The organism is Flavobacterium luteolum (assembly GCF_027111275.1).
GTDB classification, from domain to species: domain Bacteria; phylum Bacteroidota; class Bacteroidia; order Flavobacteriales; family Flavobacteriaceae; genus Flavobacterium; species Flavobacterium luteolum.
This window is the reverse complement of record NZ_CP114286.1, coordinates 5,056,319-5,075,679: the sequence shown is the minus strand read 5'-3', so window position 1 is coordinate 5,075,679 and position 19,361 is coordinate 5,056,319. Positions and strand designations below refer to the sequence as shown.

At 34.2% G+C, this 19,361-nt stretch carries 16 protein-coding genes, 2 tRNA genes and 1 rRNA gene; 11 read left to right on the top strand and 8 right to left on the bottom strand.

What is annotated here, in order from left to right; translation table 11 throughout:
* Window positions 1–136: 136 nt before the first annotated feature.
* The 5 genes from OZP10_RS21690 (at window position 137) to OZP10_RS21670 (ending at window position 3,961) form a co-directional block, all read left to right on the top strand.
* Entirely contained in the window at window positions 137–967 is an 831-nt protein-coding gene (locus OZP10_RS21690; protein ID WP_281632740.1) for a Cof-type HAD-IIB family hydrolase, read from the top strand.
* 111 nt (window positions 968–1,078) lie between these two features.
* Complete coding sequence (locus tag OZP10_RS21685; RefSeq protein WP_281632739.1) at window positions 1,079–1,672, top strand: hypothetical protein; 594 nt, start codon at window positions 1,079–1,081, stop codon at window positions 1,670–1,672.
* 91 nt (window positions 1,673–1,763) lie between these two features.
* Window positions 1,764–2,717 (top strand): phosphoribosylaminoimidazolesuccinocarboxamide synthase, encoded by a 954-nt coding sequence (locus OZP10_RS21680; RefSeq protein ID WP_281632738.1) that lies wholly within the window; start codon window positions 1,764–1,766, stop codon window positions 2,715–2,717.
* A gap of 300 nt (window positions 2,718–3,017) precedes the next feature.
* Window positions 3,018–3,398 carry an ankyrin repeat domain-containing protein gene (locus OZP10_RS21675; RefSeq protein WP_281632737.1) on the top strand — a complete coding sequence of 127 codons (381 nt, stop codon included), beginning with the start codon at window positions 3,018–3,020 and terminating at the stop codon, window positions 3,396–3,398.
* Window positions 3,399–3,550: 152 nt separating this feature from the next.
* Window positions 3,551–3,961, top strand: a complete 411-nt coding sequence (locus tag OZP10_RS21670; RefSeq protein WP_281632736.1) for an ankyrin repeat domain-containing protein — start codon at window positions 3,551–3,553, stop codon at window positions 3,959–3,961.
* A gap of 57 nt (window positions 3,962–4,018) precedes the next feature.
* Here OZP10_RS21670 and OZP10_RS21665 read toward each other — a convergent pair whose 3' ends face one another.
* Entirely contained in the window at window positions 4,019–4,555 is a 537-nt protein-coding gene (locus OZP10_RS21665) for an SRPBCC family protein (RefSeq protein WP_281632735.1), read from the bottom strand.
* 383 nt (window positions 4,556–4,938) lie between these two features.
* Here OZP10_RS21665 and OZP10_RS21660 point away from each other — a divergent pair, with 383 nt between their 5' ends.
* Window positions 4,939–5,319 (top strand): ankyrin repeat domain-containing protein, encoded by a 381-nt coding sequence (locus tag OZP10_RS21660; RefSeq protein ID WP_281632734.1) that lies wholly within the window; start codon window positions 4,939–4,941, stop codon window positions 5,317–5,319.
* Window positions 5,320–5,482: 163 nt separating this feature from the next.
* Here OZP10_RS21660 and OZP10_RS21655 read toward each other — a convergent pair whose 3' ends face one another.
* The 7 genes from OZP10_RS21655 to OZP10_RS21625 all read right to left on the bottom strand — a co-directional run bounded on the left by OZP10_RS21655 (window position 5,483) and on the right by OZP10_RS21625 (window position 15,552).
* The gene (locus OZP10_RS21655) at window positions 5,483–8,581 is read right to left on the bottom strand and encodes an efflux RND transporter permease subunit (RefSeq protein ID WP_281632733.1); all 3,099 of its coding nucleotides are present in this window, start codon (window positions 8,579–8,581) and stop codon (window positions 5,483–5,485) included.
* 79 nt (window positions 8,582–8,660) lie between these two features.
* The gene (locus OZP10_RS21650) at window positions 8,661–9,926 is read right to left on the bottom strand and encodes a carbohydrate porin (protein WP_281632732.1); all 1,266 of its coding nucleotides are present in this window, start codon (window positions 9,924–9,926) and stop codon (window positions 8,661–8,663) included.
* A gap of 5 nt (window positions 9,927–9,931) precedes the next feature.
* Window positions 9,932–11,017, bottom strand: a complete 1,086-nt coding sequence (locus OZP10_RS21645; protein ID WP_281632731.1) for an efflux RND transporter periplasmic adaptor subunit — start codon at window positions 11,015–11,017, stop codon at window positions 9,932–9,934.
* Between the two features lie 12 nt (window positions 11,018–11,029).
* Window positions 11,030–12,277, bottom strand: a complete 1,248-nt coding sequence (locus tag OZP10_RS21640) for a TolC family protein (protein ID WP_281632730.1) — start codon at window positions 12,275–12,277, stop codon at window positions 11,030–11,032.
* An 84-nt stretch (window positions 12,278–12,361) separates the two neighbouring features.
* Entirely contained in the window at window positions 12,362–13,723 is a 1,362-nt protein-coding gene (locus OZP10_RS21635) for a sensor histidine kinase (protein ID WP_281632729.1), read from the bottom strand.
* The gene (locus tag OZP10_RS21630) at window positions 13,720–14,400 is read right to left on the bottom strand and encodes a response regulator transcription factor (protein WP_281632728.1); all 681 of its coding nucleotides are present in this window, start codon (window positions 14,398–14,400) and stop codon (window positions 13,720–13,722) included. Before OZP10_RS21630 ends, OZP10_RS21635 begins: the two co-directional genes overlap by 4 nt.
* Before the next feature lie 63 nt (window positions 14,401–14,463).
* On the bottom strand, window positions 14,464–15,552 hold the full coding sequence (locus tag OZP10_RS21625) for a M42 family metallopeptidase (protein ID WP_281632727.1): 1,089 nt from the start codon (window positions 15,550–15,552) through the stop codon (window positions 14,464–14,466).
* Window positions 15,553–15,633: 81 nt separating this feature from the next.
* Here OZP10_RS21625 and OZP10_RS21620 point away from each other — a divergent pair, with 81 nt between their 5' ends.
* The 5 genes from OZP10_RS21620 to OZP10_RS21600 all read left to right on the top strand — a co-directional run bounded on the left by OZP10_RS21620 (window position 15,634) and on the right by OZP10_RS21600 (window position 19,254).
* Window positions 15,634–16,311: a DUF4294 domain-containing protein gene (locus OZP10_RS21620; RefSeq protein WP_281632726.1), complete on the top strand. Its 678-nt coding sequence runs from the start codon at window positions 15,634–15,636 to the stop codon at window positions 16,309–16,311.
* Between the two features lie 602 nt (window positions 16,312–16,913).
* Window positions 16,914–17,147: a hypothetical protein gene (locus tag OZP10_RS21615; protein ID WP_281631418.1), complete on the top strand. Its 234-nt coding sequence runs from the start codon at window positions 16,914–16,916 to the stop codon at window positions 17,145–17,147.
* 230 nt (window positions 17,148–17,377) lie between these two features.
* Window positions 17,378–18,891, top strand: a 16S ribosomal RNA gene (locus tag OZP10_RS21610).
* A gap of 126 nt (window positions 18,892–19,017) precedes the next feature.
* A tRNA-Ile gene (locus OZP10_RS21605) sits at window positions 19,018–19,091 on the top strand.
* A gap of 89 nt (window positions 19,092–19,180) precedes the next feature.
* A tRNA-Ala gene (locus OZP10_RS21600) sits at window positions 19,181–19,254 on the top strand.
* Window positions 19,255–19,361 lie beyond the last annotated feature (107 nt).

The window sequence follows — 19,361 nt, the reverse complement described above, 5'->3', positions numbered from 1 at the left end:
GTTTTGTTTAATTTGTTTGGGTATTTAAGTTAAATAAATAATAAACTTACCTCAAATCTAGCTTTCAAAGCGCGTAATCTTTGGCTAAACGGTCTTAAAGCTTTAAATTTGCATTTCATCGAATTTGATAATTAATATGACAAAACCTAAAAATATAAAAGCTGTAGTAAGTGACCTTGACGGAACTTTACTCAACCCACAACACAGAATTTCAGAATATACAAAATCAATTTTTCAAGAACTTCACAATCAAGGCTACTTGATTATTGTAGCTACAGGACGTCATCACCTAGACGCATTCGCTATTATAGACACACTTGAAGTGCCAGTTTATCTTGTAAGTTCTAACGGAGGAAGAATCCATTCGCCAAACAAAGAAGAACTTTTTGCTTTTAATCTAGACAGCGATATTGTCAAAGCAGCTTTAAATATAGAAATTGACCCAGATGTTACAGTTGTATTGTTCAAAGAAAACGTTTGGCAGACTAATAAATGGAATGAAAGATTAAACTCTTTTCAAGCCGAATTGAAATATCGTCCTGAATTGGTCGACTATAAAACAATTGAAGATTTTAAAGCGATCAAAATTTTCTTTTCTTGCGACAATCATGAGAAATTGGTAAAAGTAAGAGATGCTGTTTTAGCCAATTCTTCAGAACATTTGCACCACGCTTTTAGCTTGCCAACTTGTTTAGAATTTATGGATAAATCGGTAGACAAGGCAGTTGCAATTGAAAAAGTGTTAGAAAAAGAAGGTTTTACTTTGGATGAAGCTATTTCGTTTGGAGATGGGTTTAATGATTTGCAAATGTTGTCAGCAACGGGAAAAGGTTTAATTATGGGAAATGCCCCATCAATTTTAAAAGATGCCTTACCAGATTTAGAAGTAATTAATACCAATGCCGAGGATGGAGTTGCAAGATATATTGCTGCTAAAATTCTGGATAAAGAATTTGCAACGACTTAATTGAGAATGTTTTATATTCGGTTTGTTGCCGAATAACAAATAATAGTTATTTTTATAAGAGCTAATTCATAGAGGGTTAGCTCTTATTTTTTTAACCTTAATTATTTAACCATGAAAAAATTTCTACTTCAAGCTGAACGGAACTTGATTTCGGGGGCATTAGTTTTATTACCGCTTTTAGTTTTTTTTATTTTGTTGGGAAAAGTCTGGAAGTTTTTTCAGAATTATGGAGAAAAATTTGCACACTTTCTGCGTTTGGATTTGATATTGGGAAAATACGCTACCGATATTGTGGGTGGAATGATTTTGGTGGTCCTAATTTATTTAAGTGGCTTTTTGATGCGTTTATCTATTCTAAAAAGATTTACCAATTGGGTAGACGAGAAATTAATGATCTTTTTGCCTGGTTATGAAAAAAATAAAAAGGAGGCCGAAGATAAGCTTTTGAAAAGAAATCATGTGCCAAAACCTGTTACAGATTTGCCTATTCTGCTTAAAAATGGAAATTTTTGGCAACCAGCACATTTAATTGAAGAAGGAGAAGACGGAAGAGCTGTAATTTTTTTGCCCAATGCGCCAGCCCATAATGTGGGACAAATTCTAATCGTGCAGTCTGAGGATTATAAAAAATTGAACGATACCACATTGGCAAGTTTAGATGAGTCAATAAAATCTTTTGGAAAAGGAATTTTAAGCTTTAAATAAATCACTTAAAATTGAAGTAATATTTTCTTTGTTTGCTCTGTCAAATAGTTTTAAATTTGCATTCATTAAAAACAACACAACCAAAAGGATAATGAGTAATACAATCACAACTACAAATTTTAATTTCCCGAATCAGAAATCAGTTTACCGCGGAAAAGTTAGAGAAGTTTATAATATTAACGACGAACTTTTAGTAATGGTGGCTACCGATAGACTTTCTGCTTTTGATGTAGTTTTGCCAAAAGGAATTCCGTATAAAGGACAAATCCTAAATCAGATTGCAACAAAATTTATGGAATTGACACAAGATATCGTTCCAAACTGGCTGATTGCTACTCCAGATCCAAACGTTGCTGTTGGACATTTATGTGATCCTTTTAAAGTAGAAATGGTTATTCGTGGTTATTTGTCTGGACATGCAGCTCGTGAATACGCAGCAGGTAGAAAACAAATCTGCGGCGTTACTATGGCTGAAGGTTTAAAAGAAAACGATAAATTTCCTGAGCCAATTATTACGCCGACTACAAAAGCAGACAATGGTTCTCATGACGAAGATATTTCTCGCGAAGATATTTTAGCAAAAGGAATTGTTTCTGAAGAAGATTATTTAGTTTTAGAAAAATATACTCGTGCTTTATTTCAGAGAGGAACTGAAATCGCTGCTAAACGCGGATTGATTTTGGTAGATACAAAATATGAGTTTGGAAAAACAAAAGATGGTGTTATTGTTTTAATTGATGAAATTCATACTCCAGATTCTTCTCGTTATTTCTACGCTGAAGGATATGAAGAAAGACAAGAAAAAGGAGAGGAGCAAAAACAATTATCTAAAGAGTTTGTTCGTCGTTGGTTGATCGAAAATGGTTTTCAAGGGCAAGAAGGACAGCAGATTCCAAATATGACAGACGAATATATCGAGTCAGTTTCTGAAAGATATATCGAATTGTATGAGAATATTTTAGGAGAAAAATTTGTAAAAGCTGATATTGCCAATATTGATCAGCGTATCGAGAAAAATGTATTAGATTATCTTTCTTCAAAATAATAATTTTGATTTAAGCTAAAAAAATCAATATAAAAAAAGCCTTGCTGTTACAAATTCAGCGAGGCTTTTTTTCGTTTAAATAGGTTTTCGATATGAAATCTAATCTGAAATCTAATCTGAAATTATACCAATTTAATTATGCGAAAAGTGTAATTGAGCCTGTCTGATTGCACTTCTTTGTCTTTTTTTAAGAAAATTATCTTTTTTTTCATTTTTAATGCAACGTTTTATGCATAATGAGCGTCTAACAAGTAATCATCACAATCATTAATCATTAAACAATCAATCAATCAATCAATCATGAAAAAAACAGTAATCGTTTTCGGAACGGCTTTGGTCGTATTTGCAAATTTAGCAACAGCTTCTAATTTGAAGTTAGAAAGTAAAAATCAAATTGAAATACCTTTTGATTTAGAATCGCCTTTACATTTGGCGGTTTGTAATGGCGATATAGAAACCGTAAAGAAAAGCATTGAATATGGTGCAGATGTAAACAAAATTGTGCGAAACATGACACCTTTAATGCTTGCAGCTCGTTTTAACAATGTCGAAATTGTAAAAATTTTATTGGCAAATGGAGCTAAACCGTCAATTGAAAATGCACATGGACTTCGAGCATTGGATTATGCCAGATATGCAAAAGCAATAGAATCTGCTGCTATTTTAAAAGGGCTTAGATAAAATTTTTAAAAGTAAAAAAAATGAAAAAGCATCATCTTTCTAAAAGGTGATGCTTTTTTTTAATTTTTTTTTCAAAAACCTGCAACCTAATTACTTTGATAGTCGTCTAAATGGTAAATATTTCATCATCAATCATTTAATAAACAATCATTATGAAAAAAGCAGTAATTATTTTAGGAGCAATTTTCATTTTTACAAATGAATCAAAAGCATCAACTTGCCCGTTAAGTATTAAGAATCGAAGTGAATTCTTAAACTATTCTAATTCACCATTTCATCTAGCTATAAGCAAGGGAGATGTTGAAAGCGTAAAAAAGTTTATATCGTATGGTGCCAATATCAACAATATTGTAAATAATATGACGCCTTTAATGGTAGCAGCAAGATTTAACCAAGTTGAAATTATTAATATTTTGCTCGAAAAAGGTGCAGACATAGCAATTGAAAATGATAGGGGGCTTACAGCTCTGAATTTTGCAGAATTTGGAAAATCGACAGAATCCATTGTCATTTTGAAAGAGAAGCAAGAGAAGAAGTATAAAAGAAATAGAAAAGGTAAATAAAACAAGAGGGCAATTCGATCGATTGAATTGCCCTTTTTCTTTTTGCAATTATAGAATCTATTCCATTTCATCTTTTAAATTTTCAAGACCTTTCTGTAAATCGTTTCCAATCATCTGATCCATTCTTAACATTGGAAGCATAATATTAGTAGGGTATGGAATTACACCACTGATTCCCCATTTAACTTTTGTCTGATTTCCAGAAACAGGTTCTGTCGACATAAAACCAACAGCGGTATCGTCCATTGGTTTTTTAAAACGAAGCGCAAAATCTAAACGTCTGTTTTCTATTATTTTGGTAATTTCCTGTTCTCCAACACCAACTTCTTTGACATTGCTTTCCCAAGAAGAAACAGAACCTACCATGCCGTCAATTCCTCTATAATGGACTTTCATTTTTGGATCTATATTAGCCCAAACGCTAAACTCGTTTTGATTTTTAAGTGATCTAACATATTTAAAAATGCTATCAGCGGGTTTATTGATTGTTATTTCTCTTTCAACCGAATATTCCTTCGGCATAAAATAAGCAGCGATTAAAACAATTGAAATAAGTAAAATTAAAATAACTAAAATTCTTTTTATAAAAATCATGGTTTGTGGTTTTAAGGTTATTATTTTTTTTGGTTGATTTTATTTGTGAAGTTCAGCATTATAAGACTTTAGGATTAAAATGTTATTGTTTTGATTTTTAATGATATAGTAAATTTAAAAAAATATTTTATGTGTTGGAAGAGCATTGATTTTAAAAAGAAGAAAAAAAATAAGATTTATTGTAACATTTTTCCTTTTCAGTAGTCTATTATAGTAAAATCAATAATTTGATAACGTTCAGGTTCTTTAATTAGCGTTTTATTAAGTAAGTGTTAAGAATTGGTTAAAACATGGTACTTTGTAATACATAATACGTAAAAATATATTACCTTTACTTCATCAAATTAAAATCATCATCAATCATTTAACAAACATCAATCATTATGAAAAAATCAGTTATTTATTTAGGACTAGCCTTAGTAACATTTGGAAATGTAGCAATGGCTTCAAATGAAATTTCAACTAGTAAAAATCCAGTTGAGCTTAGAAATTATGTAGGAACTCCTTTAAATGTTGCTATTAGCAAAGGAGATCTTGAAACTGTTAAGAAATTTATTGAATACGGCGCGGATGTAAACCAATTATCTGAAGATTTCACTCCTTTGATGACGGCCGCACTTTACAATAAACACGAAATCATAAAAATTTTATTGGCTAATGGAGCAAATCCAAATGTAAAAAATGAAAAAGGTTATACTGCATTAAAATATGCACAAGGATCAAATGCTTCTGAAGCAATTGCACTTTTGAAAGATTTGAAATAACAGTTTAAAAGTTTTGAGTTAGTAAAAATGACCTTTCTGAGCAAAAGGTCATTTTTTTTTGTTTAAACAAAATTCAATTAAACAAAAAAGCATCATTACGAAAATGATGCTTCTTCTTTTTTAAATCCCAACAAATTGATTTAAAACTAAATATTTTAATTGCTTATTCTATTGGCACATGTTTTTTTCTGTTGAATATCCAGAATAAAATTGGAAATACTAATAGCGTCAAGACAGTTGCTGTCATAAGTCCGCCGATAATTACAATGGCAAGCGGTTTCTGTGATTCTGATCCAATTCCTGTAGAAATTGCTGCAGGCATTAATCCGATGGAAGCCATTAAAGCGGTCATTACTACTGCTCTGGTTCTGGCTTTTACTCCTCTAAAAATAGATTCTTCGAGAGAATGTTTTGCTTTCAGATTATGATGAAATTCGGATATTAGAATTACACCATTTTGAATACAAATTCCAAGAAGGGCTATGAATCCAACTCCAGCAGAAATTCCGAAATTCATTCCTGTAATATGAAGCGCAATGATTCCTCCAATAATCGCAAAAGGAACATTCGCTAAAACCAAAAGAGAATCTTTGAAATTACCAAATAGAATAAATAAAAGAACAAAAATTCCAATTAAACTTATAGGCACAACTTGAGCGAGACGAGCACTGGCACGAACCTGATTTTCAAACTCTCCTGTCCAGCCAGTTGTATAACCTGTAGGAAGTTTAAGCTCGTTTACTTTTTTCTGTGCTTCTGCAATTGTACTTCCTAAATCTCGATCACGAACTGAGAATTTAACTCCGATAAAACGTTTGGTATTATCTCTGTAAATAAACGCAGGACCAGTAATAGTTTTAATATCGCAGATTTCTTTTAAAGGAATTTTGATTCCGCTAATGGTTGGAACTTTAATTTCCTCTAAATCTTTTTCATCTTTTCGATATTCTTTAGAAAAACGAACACGAACATCAAATTTCTTCTCATCTTCATATTTTTCAGTTGCTGTTTTTCCTCCAAAAGCTAATTCTAAAACAGCCTGAGCATCACTTAATGTTACTCCGTAAGCTGCCATTTTTTCACGATCTAGAATAACGCTAATTTCTGGCTGACCTACATTTCGTAAAATACCGGCATCTTTAATACCTGGGATATTTTTAATTTTATTTAAAACTTCGTTAGCAAGTTCATCTAGTTTGTTTAAGTCATCACCATAAATTTTTACAGCATTAGAAGCTTTAAATCCAGCAACCGATTCAGCAACGTTGTCAATTACTGGCTGAGAATAATTGTATGTGATTCCCTGATGTACTTTGAGTTTATTATCCATTTCATTAATTAATTCATCCATAGAAATTTTTCGTTTCCATTCGGCTTTTGGTAATAGATCAACTTGAAGCTGGATAAATCCAAAACCATTCGGATCGGTTCCATCGTTGCTTCGTCCAGTTTGAGACAAGACTTTTTTAACTTCAGGAAAGGTCTCTAAATCTTTTCGAATTATGGCTGCCGTTTTAACACTTTCTGGAAGTGAAGTACTCATTGGTAGTTCTGCCGTAACCCATAAAGCTCCTTCGTTTAATTGTGGTAAAAATTCTGTTCCTAAGAAACCTGCAGAAAAGAAAACTGCAGCTAGTAATCCTAATGAAGCAATTAATGTTTGTACTTTATGTCTAAATGTCCATTTAAAGCCTTTACCAACAATTCTATCCCAAAAGTTCACAAAAGGATTATGTTTCTCTTTTACATTTTTATTTAATAAAATATGAGAAAGAACAGGAACCAATGTTAAAGTGAAAATAAGTGCTCCTAATAATGCAAAACCTAATGTAAAGGCTAGGGGAGAGAACATTTTCCCTTCTACTTTTTGGAAAGAGAAAATTGGTAGTAAAGCAGTAATGATGATTAATTTGGAGAAGAAAATAGCTTTACCCATTTCTGTTCCCGTTTTCTTAATCAAACTACCTTTTGCAATTTTATTAAATTTTTCCATTCCCAGCTGATGCGCTCGATGATCTAAAACCACAAACAGACCTTCAACCATTACGACGGCTCCATCGATAATAATTCCAAAATCGACTGCACCTAAACTTAATAAGTTGGCGCTCATTCCCATTATTTTAAGACATAAGAATGCAAATAATAAAGAAAGTGGAATAACAATAGAAACCGTAAAAGTAGTTCTCCAGTCGGCCATAAAAAGAAATACGACAACAGTAACCAAAATAATACCTTCAAATAAATTGTGCATTACGGTTTCGGTCGTGAAATTCATCAGATTATCACGATCGTAAAAAGTTTCTATTTTTATGTCTTTCGGTAAAACACTATCATTAAGGTCTTTTATTTTTGCTTTTATTAAGGCAAGAGTTTCCTGTGGGTTTTCGCCTTTACGCATGACAACAATTCCTTCAACAGCATCATCGTTATCTCCAATACCAGTTTGTCCAACCCTTGGCATTGAGCTTTCGTAAACATCAGCTAAATTTTTAACTAAAATTGGATTCCCTCCAGCATCATCAACAATAATATTTCCGATATCTTCTTTTGACTTTAATAAACCGACACCGCGCACAACAAAAGCTTGTCCGTTTTTTTCAATAACATCACCACCAACATTTAAGTTACCCGCATTTACAGCGTTGTAAACTTGTAAAGGTGTAATGTTGTATTTTGCTAATTTGATAGGATCAACTCCAACTTCATAAGTTTTTGTCTGACCTCCAAAAACATTTAAATCGGCAACACCAGGAAGAGAACGCAATTGTTTGTCGATAACCCAGTTTTGGTAAGTCAATAATTCTCTACTATCTCTGCTGTTACTTTTTACAATATATCTGAAAATTTCACCTGTTGGACCATAAGGAGGCTGAACATCTGGTTCGACATCATCTGGAAGAGAAACATTCTTAAGTAAATTGTTTACTTGAAAACGGGCAAATGTATCATCAACACCATCATCAAAAATAATTTTGATAACCGATAATCCAAACATGGTAATACTTCTAACGCTTGTTTTTTTCTGAACGGAGTTCATCGAAATTTCGATTGGAGAAGTAACAAAACGCTCTACTTCTTCAGCACTTTTTCCGTTCCATTGCGTAATAATAATGATTTGCGTATTGGTAACGTCAGGAAAGGCATCGATAGGCATGTTTTTGAAAGAAATGAATCCTGCAACAGCTAATATTCCGACCCAGAAAAAGGTAAACGCTTTATTCTTAAGGGAAAAAGCAATAATGTTTCTTATGAATTTGTTCATTTTAAAAAGTATTTTTAATGATGAATTTTATTATTTAATTTATAATGCTTCATTTTAAGCATAAATATTTTTATTGGTATTAGAATTCTGTATGAAAGCGTATCGCTAAAAACTGAACTGGTCCTCGATCTTTGTTGTACGCTGGATTCATTGCAAATTGATAATCTGGAGAAAGTGTGATTTTGGTATTGGGAACTAAAAAGGAATAAAAAACCTCTACGATTTGTTCTGTTACGTAATTTAAAGTCCCGTCTCCAATCATAAATCCATTACCGCCCAGTTTTTGATATTCTTTATGTGGGCCAGATAATCCGTTGGCAACTATTGCAATACCTCCAAAATCATCTTTTCGGTTCCACATTTTTCCTTTTAGATTAATGCCTAATTGAGCCGATTTATCAATTTCTGTAAATGCCCATGTTTCATTTTTACCATCGTTATAACTTATTCTCGCAAAAAGCCCCCAATTGTCGCCATGGGTATAATCCATGTTTAAACCAATTCCGTATTTGGTGCGGCCACTTTGTCTTGTGCTTTTTATATCTGGAATAGTAGTGAAACTAGAATTTGCTTCGTCGTAATTTCCCATTCCTGCTATATTTCGAAATCCTAATAATTTAATGTTACTGGTATCATTGTTTTTAAAAACAATCTGTTTCTCGATTTCTACATTGATGGCATTAGAATCTTTAAAATTAAACTCGACATTTGGTCCGTTGGCATAAGTTGGTATGGCACTTAAGCATGCTCTTATTTGCCAGCTGTCAAACTGATAATTTGCATATAATCCGTCTGTGTATCCTCTTGTATTTGCCGCATAATCCCAAGCGCCGTAAGTCATAAGTGACCAGTTTAAAAATTGAGTTCTGGGATCATGAGAATAGCTATTATTGTCGAAATAGTCTGATAACCCAAATTTTCCAAAAACCAACTGCAATGATTTGTTGCCTTTAAACTGGAACTTTTGCTCTAAAAGCATTCTTGCTACATAAACCACTGGTTTTGCATCTCCAATTCTAAATGTTTCTCCATTAGAAAAACCTCCCAATCCTCTGGCTTGTGACAAACCTTGTCCGCCTGACATTTCAGGATTAAAAGTGGCGGTAGCTCCTTTCCAAAGCGGAAGATCAAAAAAGAGGGTAGATGTTAATGATAAAGCGCCTTCTTCTTTTGGATTCATACTATTTGTTCCTGAATAATCAGCGTGAAAATCTGGATGATATTGATATATAGATGTCATTTGAAATCTCAGACTATATTTTCGTATCGAATCAGCTTCTTGCGAAAATGAAAACACGGAGATGAATAACATTGCAAAAGTCAATATGTTTACAGATTTTCCCATTTCATTTACTCATTTAATGCACGATAAATAAATAACTGATTATTGGTAATGACTTTTTCGTTTTCTTTTAATCCGCTAGAAACATAAGTAGTGTCTCCCACAACTCTGTATACTTCGACCTGTCTAGTTTCAATATTGTTACGATCCTTAAATATCATGACAAAGTTTTTGCTTTTATCAAACACAATAGCTTTACTAGGTATGGCTATCATAGATTGGTTTTCGTTAAAAGACAATTTGATATTCGCATTCATGTCAGGCTTAAGCATATAATCTGGATTGTTCAGCTTAATTCTGGCTTGCATGGCTTTTGTTTCAGGATCAATTACATTGTAGATTTTATCCACTTTTCCGTGAAATGTTTTATCAGGATAACTCAATGTAGTTACAGAAGCGCTTGTTCCTAATTTTACTTTGTTAATATCAATTTCATTTATATTAGCCATTGCCCAAACCTCACTGATTTCTGCAATATCGAATATGTTTTCAGAACGGTCATTTCGTAAAAGCATGTCTTGATTAATGCTTTTTTGAATAATAAAACCACTTATAGGAGCCGTTACTTCATAAATAGATCCAGCCTTAATATTATAGATTTTATACGTTTCCTGAATTTTACTCAATTGAGATTGCGCTTTATTTACTTCAGATTTAGCTTGAAGAACATCACTTTCAGAGTTTAGTTTTCCGTCAAATAATTCTTGTGCAACTTTCAAATTGTTTTTAGCAACAAGCAAATCACTTTTGGCATCGATTGATTGTTTTTCAAAATCGGCAACATCGGTACTTTTTATAGTAGCCAAAACCTGTCCTTTCTTAACATAATCACCAAGTTCAACATTTACTTTCATTACATTTCCGCCAACTAACGGATAAACGTCGATCATTTTATTATTGTCAGCTGTGATTTTTCCATAAAAGCTAAGTTCATTTTTTAGTGGCTCTGTTACCGCTTCGGCTGTTGTTGTAGTTTTTAGCATCGCATCACTTAAAACAAAAGACGAATTTGTTTCTGGATTTTCAACTTCTTTTTTGCAGCTTGTAAGAGATAAACCTGCTAATGCAATTCCGATGAATAATAGATGTTTCATTTCTGTAATTTTTTAAAATAAATCTTTGTTGATGGTACTATTTAATTCTTCGCCTGCTATTACTACTTTTTTCTTTAATTCATTTAACTGAATTATTGCCTGATTGTAGCTTTCCATGAAATCTGTAAATTCTAAAAGACTTACATTTCGTTTTTGGAAATTGGTTAGCATTCCATTATATACTGCCTCAAAATCTGAATTTACGGTTGGTTTTATAACCGCATAATTTTGTCTTGATTCATCCCATTTTGTCCATGCAGAAGTAATTTCAGTTTGCAATTGCAGTTCAAAATTTTGTTTATCTATTTTGGATTGTTCTAAAATGGTTTGGGCATATTTGATGTTTCCTTTGTTCTTATTCCAAAGAGGCAAAGGAATTCCAACGGTTAAATTTGCTTCATTGTTAAAAGCACCGCTTCGCTGATCATAATTTGCTCCTAAAGTAACATCTGGCACAGAAAGCGATTTCTGCCATTTTACATTAAGCTCGTTGGCATCTATTTCTTTTTGTTTGGCTAAATAATCAGGACGATTTGCAATAGCTTGTTCTTCAAAGCTTTTAAGGTCAAAATTGATTATTTTTAAATATTTATTCGAATCATCTTTACTTACAACCGGAATCACATTTTCTCTTTCATTTAACAGCAATTTTAAATTGGCCTGCTCTTCTATGTTGTTGTTTACAACTTCCAGACGTTCATTTTTAAAATTAAGATACAATGACTGCAGACGAACAACATCTTTTAAGGGAATATTTCCTTTTTGAGCTTGTACAGAATAAGAATTAATCAAGTTTTCTATATGAGCCAATTGCTTATCAGTATTCTCAAGATTTTTAGTGTTGTAATAAACTGTATAGAAGCTTTTGCGTAATTGCAGTTTTAATGTACGAAGCAAATCATTAAATTGAAGCTCGGCTAGCTTTTCATTAGCCTGTGCTAATTTTACTTCATTACGCTTTTTGCCACCAAGATAGATTAGCTGCTCAATTGCAAAAACTTTCTGGCCATCTTTCCCAATGTCAAAAAACTTATCCCGTTCAGGATTGTAGGCATTCAATTCTGCCGAAAGTGTAGGGTTGTCCCAGATACGAGCCTGAATGGTTAATGCTTTCGAGGCATCAATATTATATTGGGATGCCAGTAAAAATAGATTCTTTTTTAAGAATTGGCTTTCGCAGTCTTGAAGAGTGACTGTTTTCTGAGCCATAACTACCTGATTGAAGAATGCAAGTAGCAAGAATGCATATAGTTTTTTCATTGTATCAAATTTATTTTATACAAATATGCTATTGGCCGACTTTAAGACACCTTAAAATCTACCTTAAAAATAGCTTAAAATAAATTATCTACGAAAAATAATACAAAATAAATTTATGTTATCACTTGGAATGCTGTAAGTTATATAAGAATTGTGAAGATTTAAGATACGGTTTACAATACGCAGACCCAATCCAAATCCTGTAATTCCTTTAGAATTTTCGCCACGCATAAAGGGTTGGAAAAGATTTTTCTGCTCGATATCGTTTAAAGTCGAACCAGAATTTGAAATTGATAAATGCAACAAACCATTTTCAGTATTTATTTTTACTTGAGCCTGCTTGTTATCAGAATAAATATAAGCGTTCTTTAAAACATTTGTAATGGCAATTTCCAAAAGGTTTTTGTTGCCCTTAAATTCTAATGCAGTATCGAGATCTTCACTTTCTTCCATTTCAAATAGAATAATAAAATCAGGATATGTTTTGTTGATCTTCTCAATTGAAGAAAACAAAATTTCATCTATGCGTTGAATTTCACTATAGTCTGCATTTCGATTATCGATTTTTGAAAGAATTAAAAGGGAATTTATTAACTCCGTCAAATGATTAACATCGGCTAAAATAGTATTTAAGAAAGACTTGGTGTTGGGTTTGGTTTCTGGATCAGCAATGGCATTCTCAATTTGTGAAGTCATTCTCGAAAGCGGTGTCCTCAGTTCATGTGAGGCGTGAGCTGTAAATTCTTTCTGTTTTTGATACGAAATTTCAATCCGATCCATCATAAAATTAAATTCACCAGCAATAAGATCAATTTCGTCTTTACTGCTTTTAGATTCAATTCTGGTATCAAGATTGTTTTCGTTGATATTTTTTATCTTCTGATGAAAAGCATTTAAAGGATTCATGGCCTTTCTCACCATAAATGAAGTTAACAGCCAACAGATTGTGGTAAAAAAGATATACGAAATGACCAAAGTATATCGTAAGAAAAGCAGTTTTCGGTTTCCATAATCATCTGTAGCAGAAATTAAAGCATAGAAATCTTTATCATTGGTATCATAGAAAACACCGTAAACTTCGTAATTGCCTTGTTGCTTAAAAAAGGTTTTGTTCTTTTTAAGATATTTTAAATCATCAATAGACCAATTGATTTTAGCGTCGTCAATACTGCTGTAAATCAACTTATAATTAGAATCAAAAACCAAGGTTTTTTCATCATACAATTTATTAATAGAATTTTGATCTATTATTTTTAAAAGCTGATTGTCAACCTGTTTTACGTTTACTAATAATTTAATATTTGATAACGCTTTGATTTCTAATCGATCCCGAAATTCTTCTTTTCTGTAATTGGAGTATAAAATGAATATCACTGTAGAAGCCAATCCAAAAAGAATGGTAAACAGTAAACTTACTAAAAGTGATATCCTATTTTTTAATGTCATTCCTGATCGCTTAGATAATAACCATATCCAACTTTGGTACGGAGAAGTTTTGTATCGTGATCTTTATCAATTTTTTTTCTTAGAAAATTAATATAAACCTCAATTGTATTTTGATTGGTTTCGATATGATAATCCCAAAGTTTCTCTGCGATAAATTGTTTTGAAAGCACTTTCCCTTTGGCATGAGCTAAAATCAAAATCAATTTAAATTCTTTTGGTGTAAGTTTAATTTCCTCGCCAGCCCTAAAAACTTTCATATCTTCCTCTAAGATTTCTAAATCTTTAATGACTATTTTACTTTCTGTTTGTTGCGGAACTTCTTTCCTTCTTAAAAGAGATTGTACACGCGCATACAATTCATCAAAATGAAAAGGTTTTACAAGATAATCATCTGCACCATTATCAAAAGAAGACAACTTATCTTCAATTTCACTAAAAGCAGTAAGCATTATAATTGGTGTTTTTTTATCGGTTTCTCGAATACCTTTACAAACATCAATTCCATTTATACCAGGAACATTTATATCAAGGATAATCAGATCATATTCATAGGGAAAATATTTTTTCAGAAGAAGAGAACCGTCATAATAAGGAACGCACTCGAATTCCTTTGATGCAAAGAAAGCTGAGATTTCTTTAGATAAAGTAAAATCATCTTCGAGTAGTAATATTTTCATGTATAATTTGTTATTTGTAAATCCGATTTGAACTTATCAAATCGGATTTACATTAAGGGTATATTATTTAAAATAAGAGAAAGTCTCGTTGTTCTCAATTTTCAACAAAGCTTCATAAATAAGCTGAATCACATTTTCAACATCATCTCTATGAACCATTTCTACAGTAGTGTGCATATATCTTAACGGAAGGGAGATTAAAGCAGATGGTACACCACCATTGCTATATGCAAAGGCGTCAGTATCTGTACCTGTTGCACGCGAAGTAGCATGTCTCTGAAACGGAATTTTGTTTTCTTCTGCAGTATCTACAATCAAATCACGCAGCTTATTCTGAATTGCAGGAGAATATCCAATAACTGGACCTTTGCCCATTTTAAGATCACCTTCAACCTTTTTATCAATCATTGGAGTAGTAGTATCGTGACATACATCAGTGACAATTGCCACATTTGGTTTTATACGATGAGCAATCATTTCGGCACCTCGAAGGCCAATTTCTTCTTGAACAGAATTTACAATATATAGACCAAACGGAAGCTTTTTCTTGTTTTCATGTAATAAACGAGCAACTTCGGCAATCATAAAACCACCCATTCTATTGTCAATAGCTCGGCACACAAATTTATTTTCATTCAAAATCATAAATTCGTCTGGATATGTAATTACACATCCTACATGAACACCTAATGCTTCGACTTGTTCTTTATTTTCGCATCCTAAATCAATAAAGATATTGCTTAATTTTGGAATCTCTTCCTTGTCACGTAAACGAGTATGAATTGCTGGCCATCCAAAAACACCTTTTACAATTCCTTTTTTAGTATGAATGTTAACTCTTTTTGAAGGAGCAATCTGATGGTCAGAACCTCCATTTCGTATTACATATATTAAACCATCCTCAGTAATATAGTTTACATACCATGAAATTTCATCAGCGTGTCCTTCAATTACAACTTTATAAGGAGCATCTGGATTAATTACCCCAACAGCTGTCCCGTAAGTGTCTGTAATAAAAGTATCTACATAAGGTTTTAAGTAATTCATCCAAAGTTTTTGCCCTTCACTTTCGTAACCTGTTGGAGAAGCGTTATTTAGGTAGCTTTCTAGGAAAGCTATAGAAGTATCTTTTAAGATAGATTTCGTGCTCATAAAAATATTTTTCCGCTAAAATATAAATTTGGTATTAGAGTTGTGTATAAATATATAATTTTACACTTTAATTATGATTCAATGAGACTAACCACCTTTTTATTTATATTACTAGTTTGTTTTTCTTCTAAAGCCCAAGTTACTCCAAAAGAGAACGAACAGATGGGATATATATTAACTGAGAAAGATTCTATTTTAAGCGATACAATTCAGCTTCCCGAAATCATCATTTCAAAAGGACAGAAGATGAGCCCAGAAGAAATGAAACAATTTCAAATTCTTCAAAATAGAGTCTATAAAGTATATCCTTATGCAAAACTAGCTTCAGAACGATTAACTGCTTTGAATAACGGAATGGCTCGTTTAAAAACAAGTCGCGAAAAAAAGAAGTACTTTAAAATTGTAGAAGATTATTTGAATAATGAATTCGAGGAAAGACTAAAAAAACTATCAAGAAAACAAGGACAGATTTTAGTAAAACTAGTTCATCGTCAAACAGGAATCACGACCTATGAGTTAATAAAAACATTAAAAAGCGGATTCAAAGCCTTTGTATCAAATACAACAGCCAATTTATTTGACATTAGTCTGAAAGAAGAGTACAAGCCATATGATGTAAATGAAGACTATTTAATAGAAACCATTTTGGTTAGAGCGTTCGAATCTGGTCGATTGGTGAATCAACGACCATCTCATCCTATAGATTATGAAGATTTATCAGAGAAGTGGCAGCAAAAAGCAAAAGAGCTTAAAAAATAACTCTCCCTATATATAGTATACAGCCCGACAGGTTTCAAAAACCTGTCGGGTTTATTTTTTATACATATATTAAGGAGAAAGTCATACTATAATATATGAAAGTAAAACGGAGCAGATCTAGAATCAAGTTTTAAGCTCTATTGTCAGGCTGAGCGAAGTCGAAGTTTTTTATAAAGTTATCGTTAACCCGATATGGTTCCAGAATCTGTCTGTTTTTTTGCACATATATAATTAAGGAGCTATTTCCCGCTATGCGCTGCAATCTTCTGCTTTTTAAAGAAAAAAGCAGAAGGATTTCCGTTTCTATCGGGGCTAGGGCATCGGTTTTCATAAGAAATGATGTCAAAATGGAACTTCAAAAGGGAAAACTTGGCGTTTTTGCGTCTTTTCGGGATCAGAAAATGCATTTTAAAGAAGCCTTAAATGGTGTCTTCTTTCCAAAAAAGAGTGGTAGAGCATAAAAAACCGATAAAATCTGCAGATGAAAACGTCCTGAAATCATGAAAACCGCGGCGAAGTTCAGAAAAAGGCTACGGAAGGGCAAAAAACTTTGAGGTGTAAACCGTCCGTTATCAGAGTGTTAAGAAAAAAGGCAAAAAAAGATGGAAAAAAGACGCATAAAAGTATTGGAAAAGCGGAAAAAGGTTCTACTTTTGCACCCGCAACAGCGAAAGGCGCTCTTCGAAATACTGGCAGGAAAGAAGGATTTAAGGGAAAGAAATTTCCAGAAAAAAAGATCCGGAAAAGCTTGCGAGATTCGGAAATGCTTTTTACATTTGCACCCCGCAAAACACGGAAAGCTCTTTGAAAGATTGGAAGAAGAATTGGGAAAATGAGGCAAAAAAAAGCTTCAAAAATTTTTCAAGTTTTTCTTGCAGGAAACAAAAAGAAGTTTTAGTTTTGCACCCGCTTTGAGAGATAAGCGAAAGACAGAGAAATTACGTTCGTAGACATATTGAATTGACAGCCGTCTCGTTTAAAACGAGACAGAAGAATAAGAGCAGTAGGATCGTGAGATTCGAAAAAGAACCGATAGGAATAGCATCGAATAATAATATTAAAATATACGATGAAGAGTTTGATCCTGGCTCAGGATGAACGCTAGCGGCAGGCTTAACACATGCAAGTCGAGGGGTAGGGCACTTCGGTGCTTGAGACCGGCGCACGGGTGCGTAACGCGTATGCAATCTGCCTTTCACAGAGGGATAGCCCAGAGAAATTTGGATTAATACCTCATAGCATTACGGGATGGCATCATCCTGTAATTAAAGTCACAACGGTGAAAGATGAGCATGCGTCCCATTAGCTAGTTGGTAAGGTAACGGCTTACCAAGGCAACGATGGGTAGGGGTCCTGAGAGGGAGATCCCCCACACTGGTACTGAGACACGGACCAGACTCCTACGGGAGGCAGCAGTGAGGAATATTGGTCAATGGGCGCAAGCCTGAACCAGCCATGCCGCGTGCAGGATGACGGTCCTATGGATTGTAAACTGCTTTTGTACGGGAAGAAACACTCCTTCGTGAAGGAGCTTGACGGTACCGTAAGAATAAGGATCGGCTAACTCCGTGCCAGCAGCCGCGGTAATACGGAGGATCCAAGCGTTATCCGGAATCATTGGGTTTAAAGGGTCCGTAGGCGGTCTGGTAAGTCAGTGGTGAAAGCCCATCGCTCAACGGTGGAACGGCCATTGATACTGCTGGACTTGAATTACTGGGAAGCAACTAGAATATGTAGTGTAGCGGTGAAATGCTTAGAGATTACATGGAATACCAATTGCGAAGGCAGGTTGCTACCAGTGGATTGACGCTGATGGACGAAAGCGTGGGTAGCGAACAGGATTAGATACCCTGGTAGTCCACGCCGTAAACGATGGATACTAGCTGTTGGGAGCAATCTCAGTGGCTAAGCGAAAGTGATAAGTATCCCACCTGGGGAGTACGTTCGCAAGAATGAAACTCAAAGGAATTGACGGGGGCCCGCACAAGCGGTGGAGCATGTGGTTTAATTCGATGATACGCGAGGAACCTTACCAAGGCTTAAATGCAGACTGACCGATTTGGAAACAGATCTTTCGCAAGACAGTTTACAAGGTGCTGCATGGTTGTCGTCAGCTCGTGCCGTGAGGTGTCAGGTTAAGTCCTATAACGAGCGCAACCCCTGTTGTTAGTTGCCAGCGAGTCATGTCGGGAACTCTAACAAGACTGCCAGTGCAAACTGTGAGGAAGGTGGGGATGACGTCAAATCATCACGGCCCTTACGCCTTGGGCTACACACGTGCTACAATGGCCGGTACAGAGAGCAGCCACCTCGCGAGGGGGAGCGAATCTATAAAGCCGGTCACAGTTCGGATCGGAGTCTGCAACTCGACTCCGTGAAGCTGGAATCGCTAGTAATCGGATATCAGCCATGATCCGGTGAATACGTTCCCGGGCCTTGTACACACCGCCCGTCAAGCCATGGAAGCTGGGGGTGCCTGAAGTCGGTGACCGCAAGGAGCTGCCTAGGGTAAAACTGGTAACTAGGGCTAAGTCGTAACAAGGTAGCCGTACCGGAAGGTGCGGCTGGAACACCTCCTTTCTAGAGCCCAAAGCGTTAGCTGAAAAGCACGCTTGGGAAATAAGATGCCTGACTAAAGGTTTGGGATTGAAGATTGTATTGCTCTTGCTGTTAATTTAAAAAAATGATAAAACTTAAGTAAAACAGAGTCTCGTAGCTCAGCTGGTTAGAGTACTACACTGATAATGTAGGGGTCGGCAGTTCGAGTCTGCCCGGGACTACTATTTGACTTAAAAAAGGAAATTTTAGAGGTTGAGGCCTTATGAGAAATAATTCATAACTCATAACTAATAACTCATCACTAAAAAATGGGGGATTAGCTCAGCTGGCTAGAGCGCCTGCCTTGCACGCAGGAGGTCAACGGTTCGACTCCGTTATTCTCCACTGGTCCGAAAGGATAAAAGTTCATTGACATATTGAGATAAGAAAATAATAAGAAAGTAGAAAGCGTTTTTTACAATTCTATTGTAAAAAACAAAAAAAAACGGTCA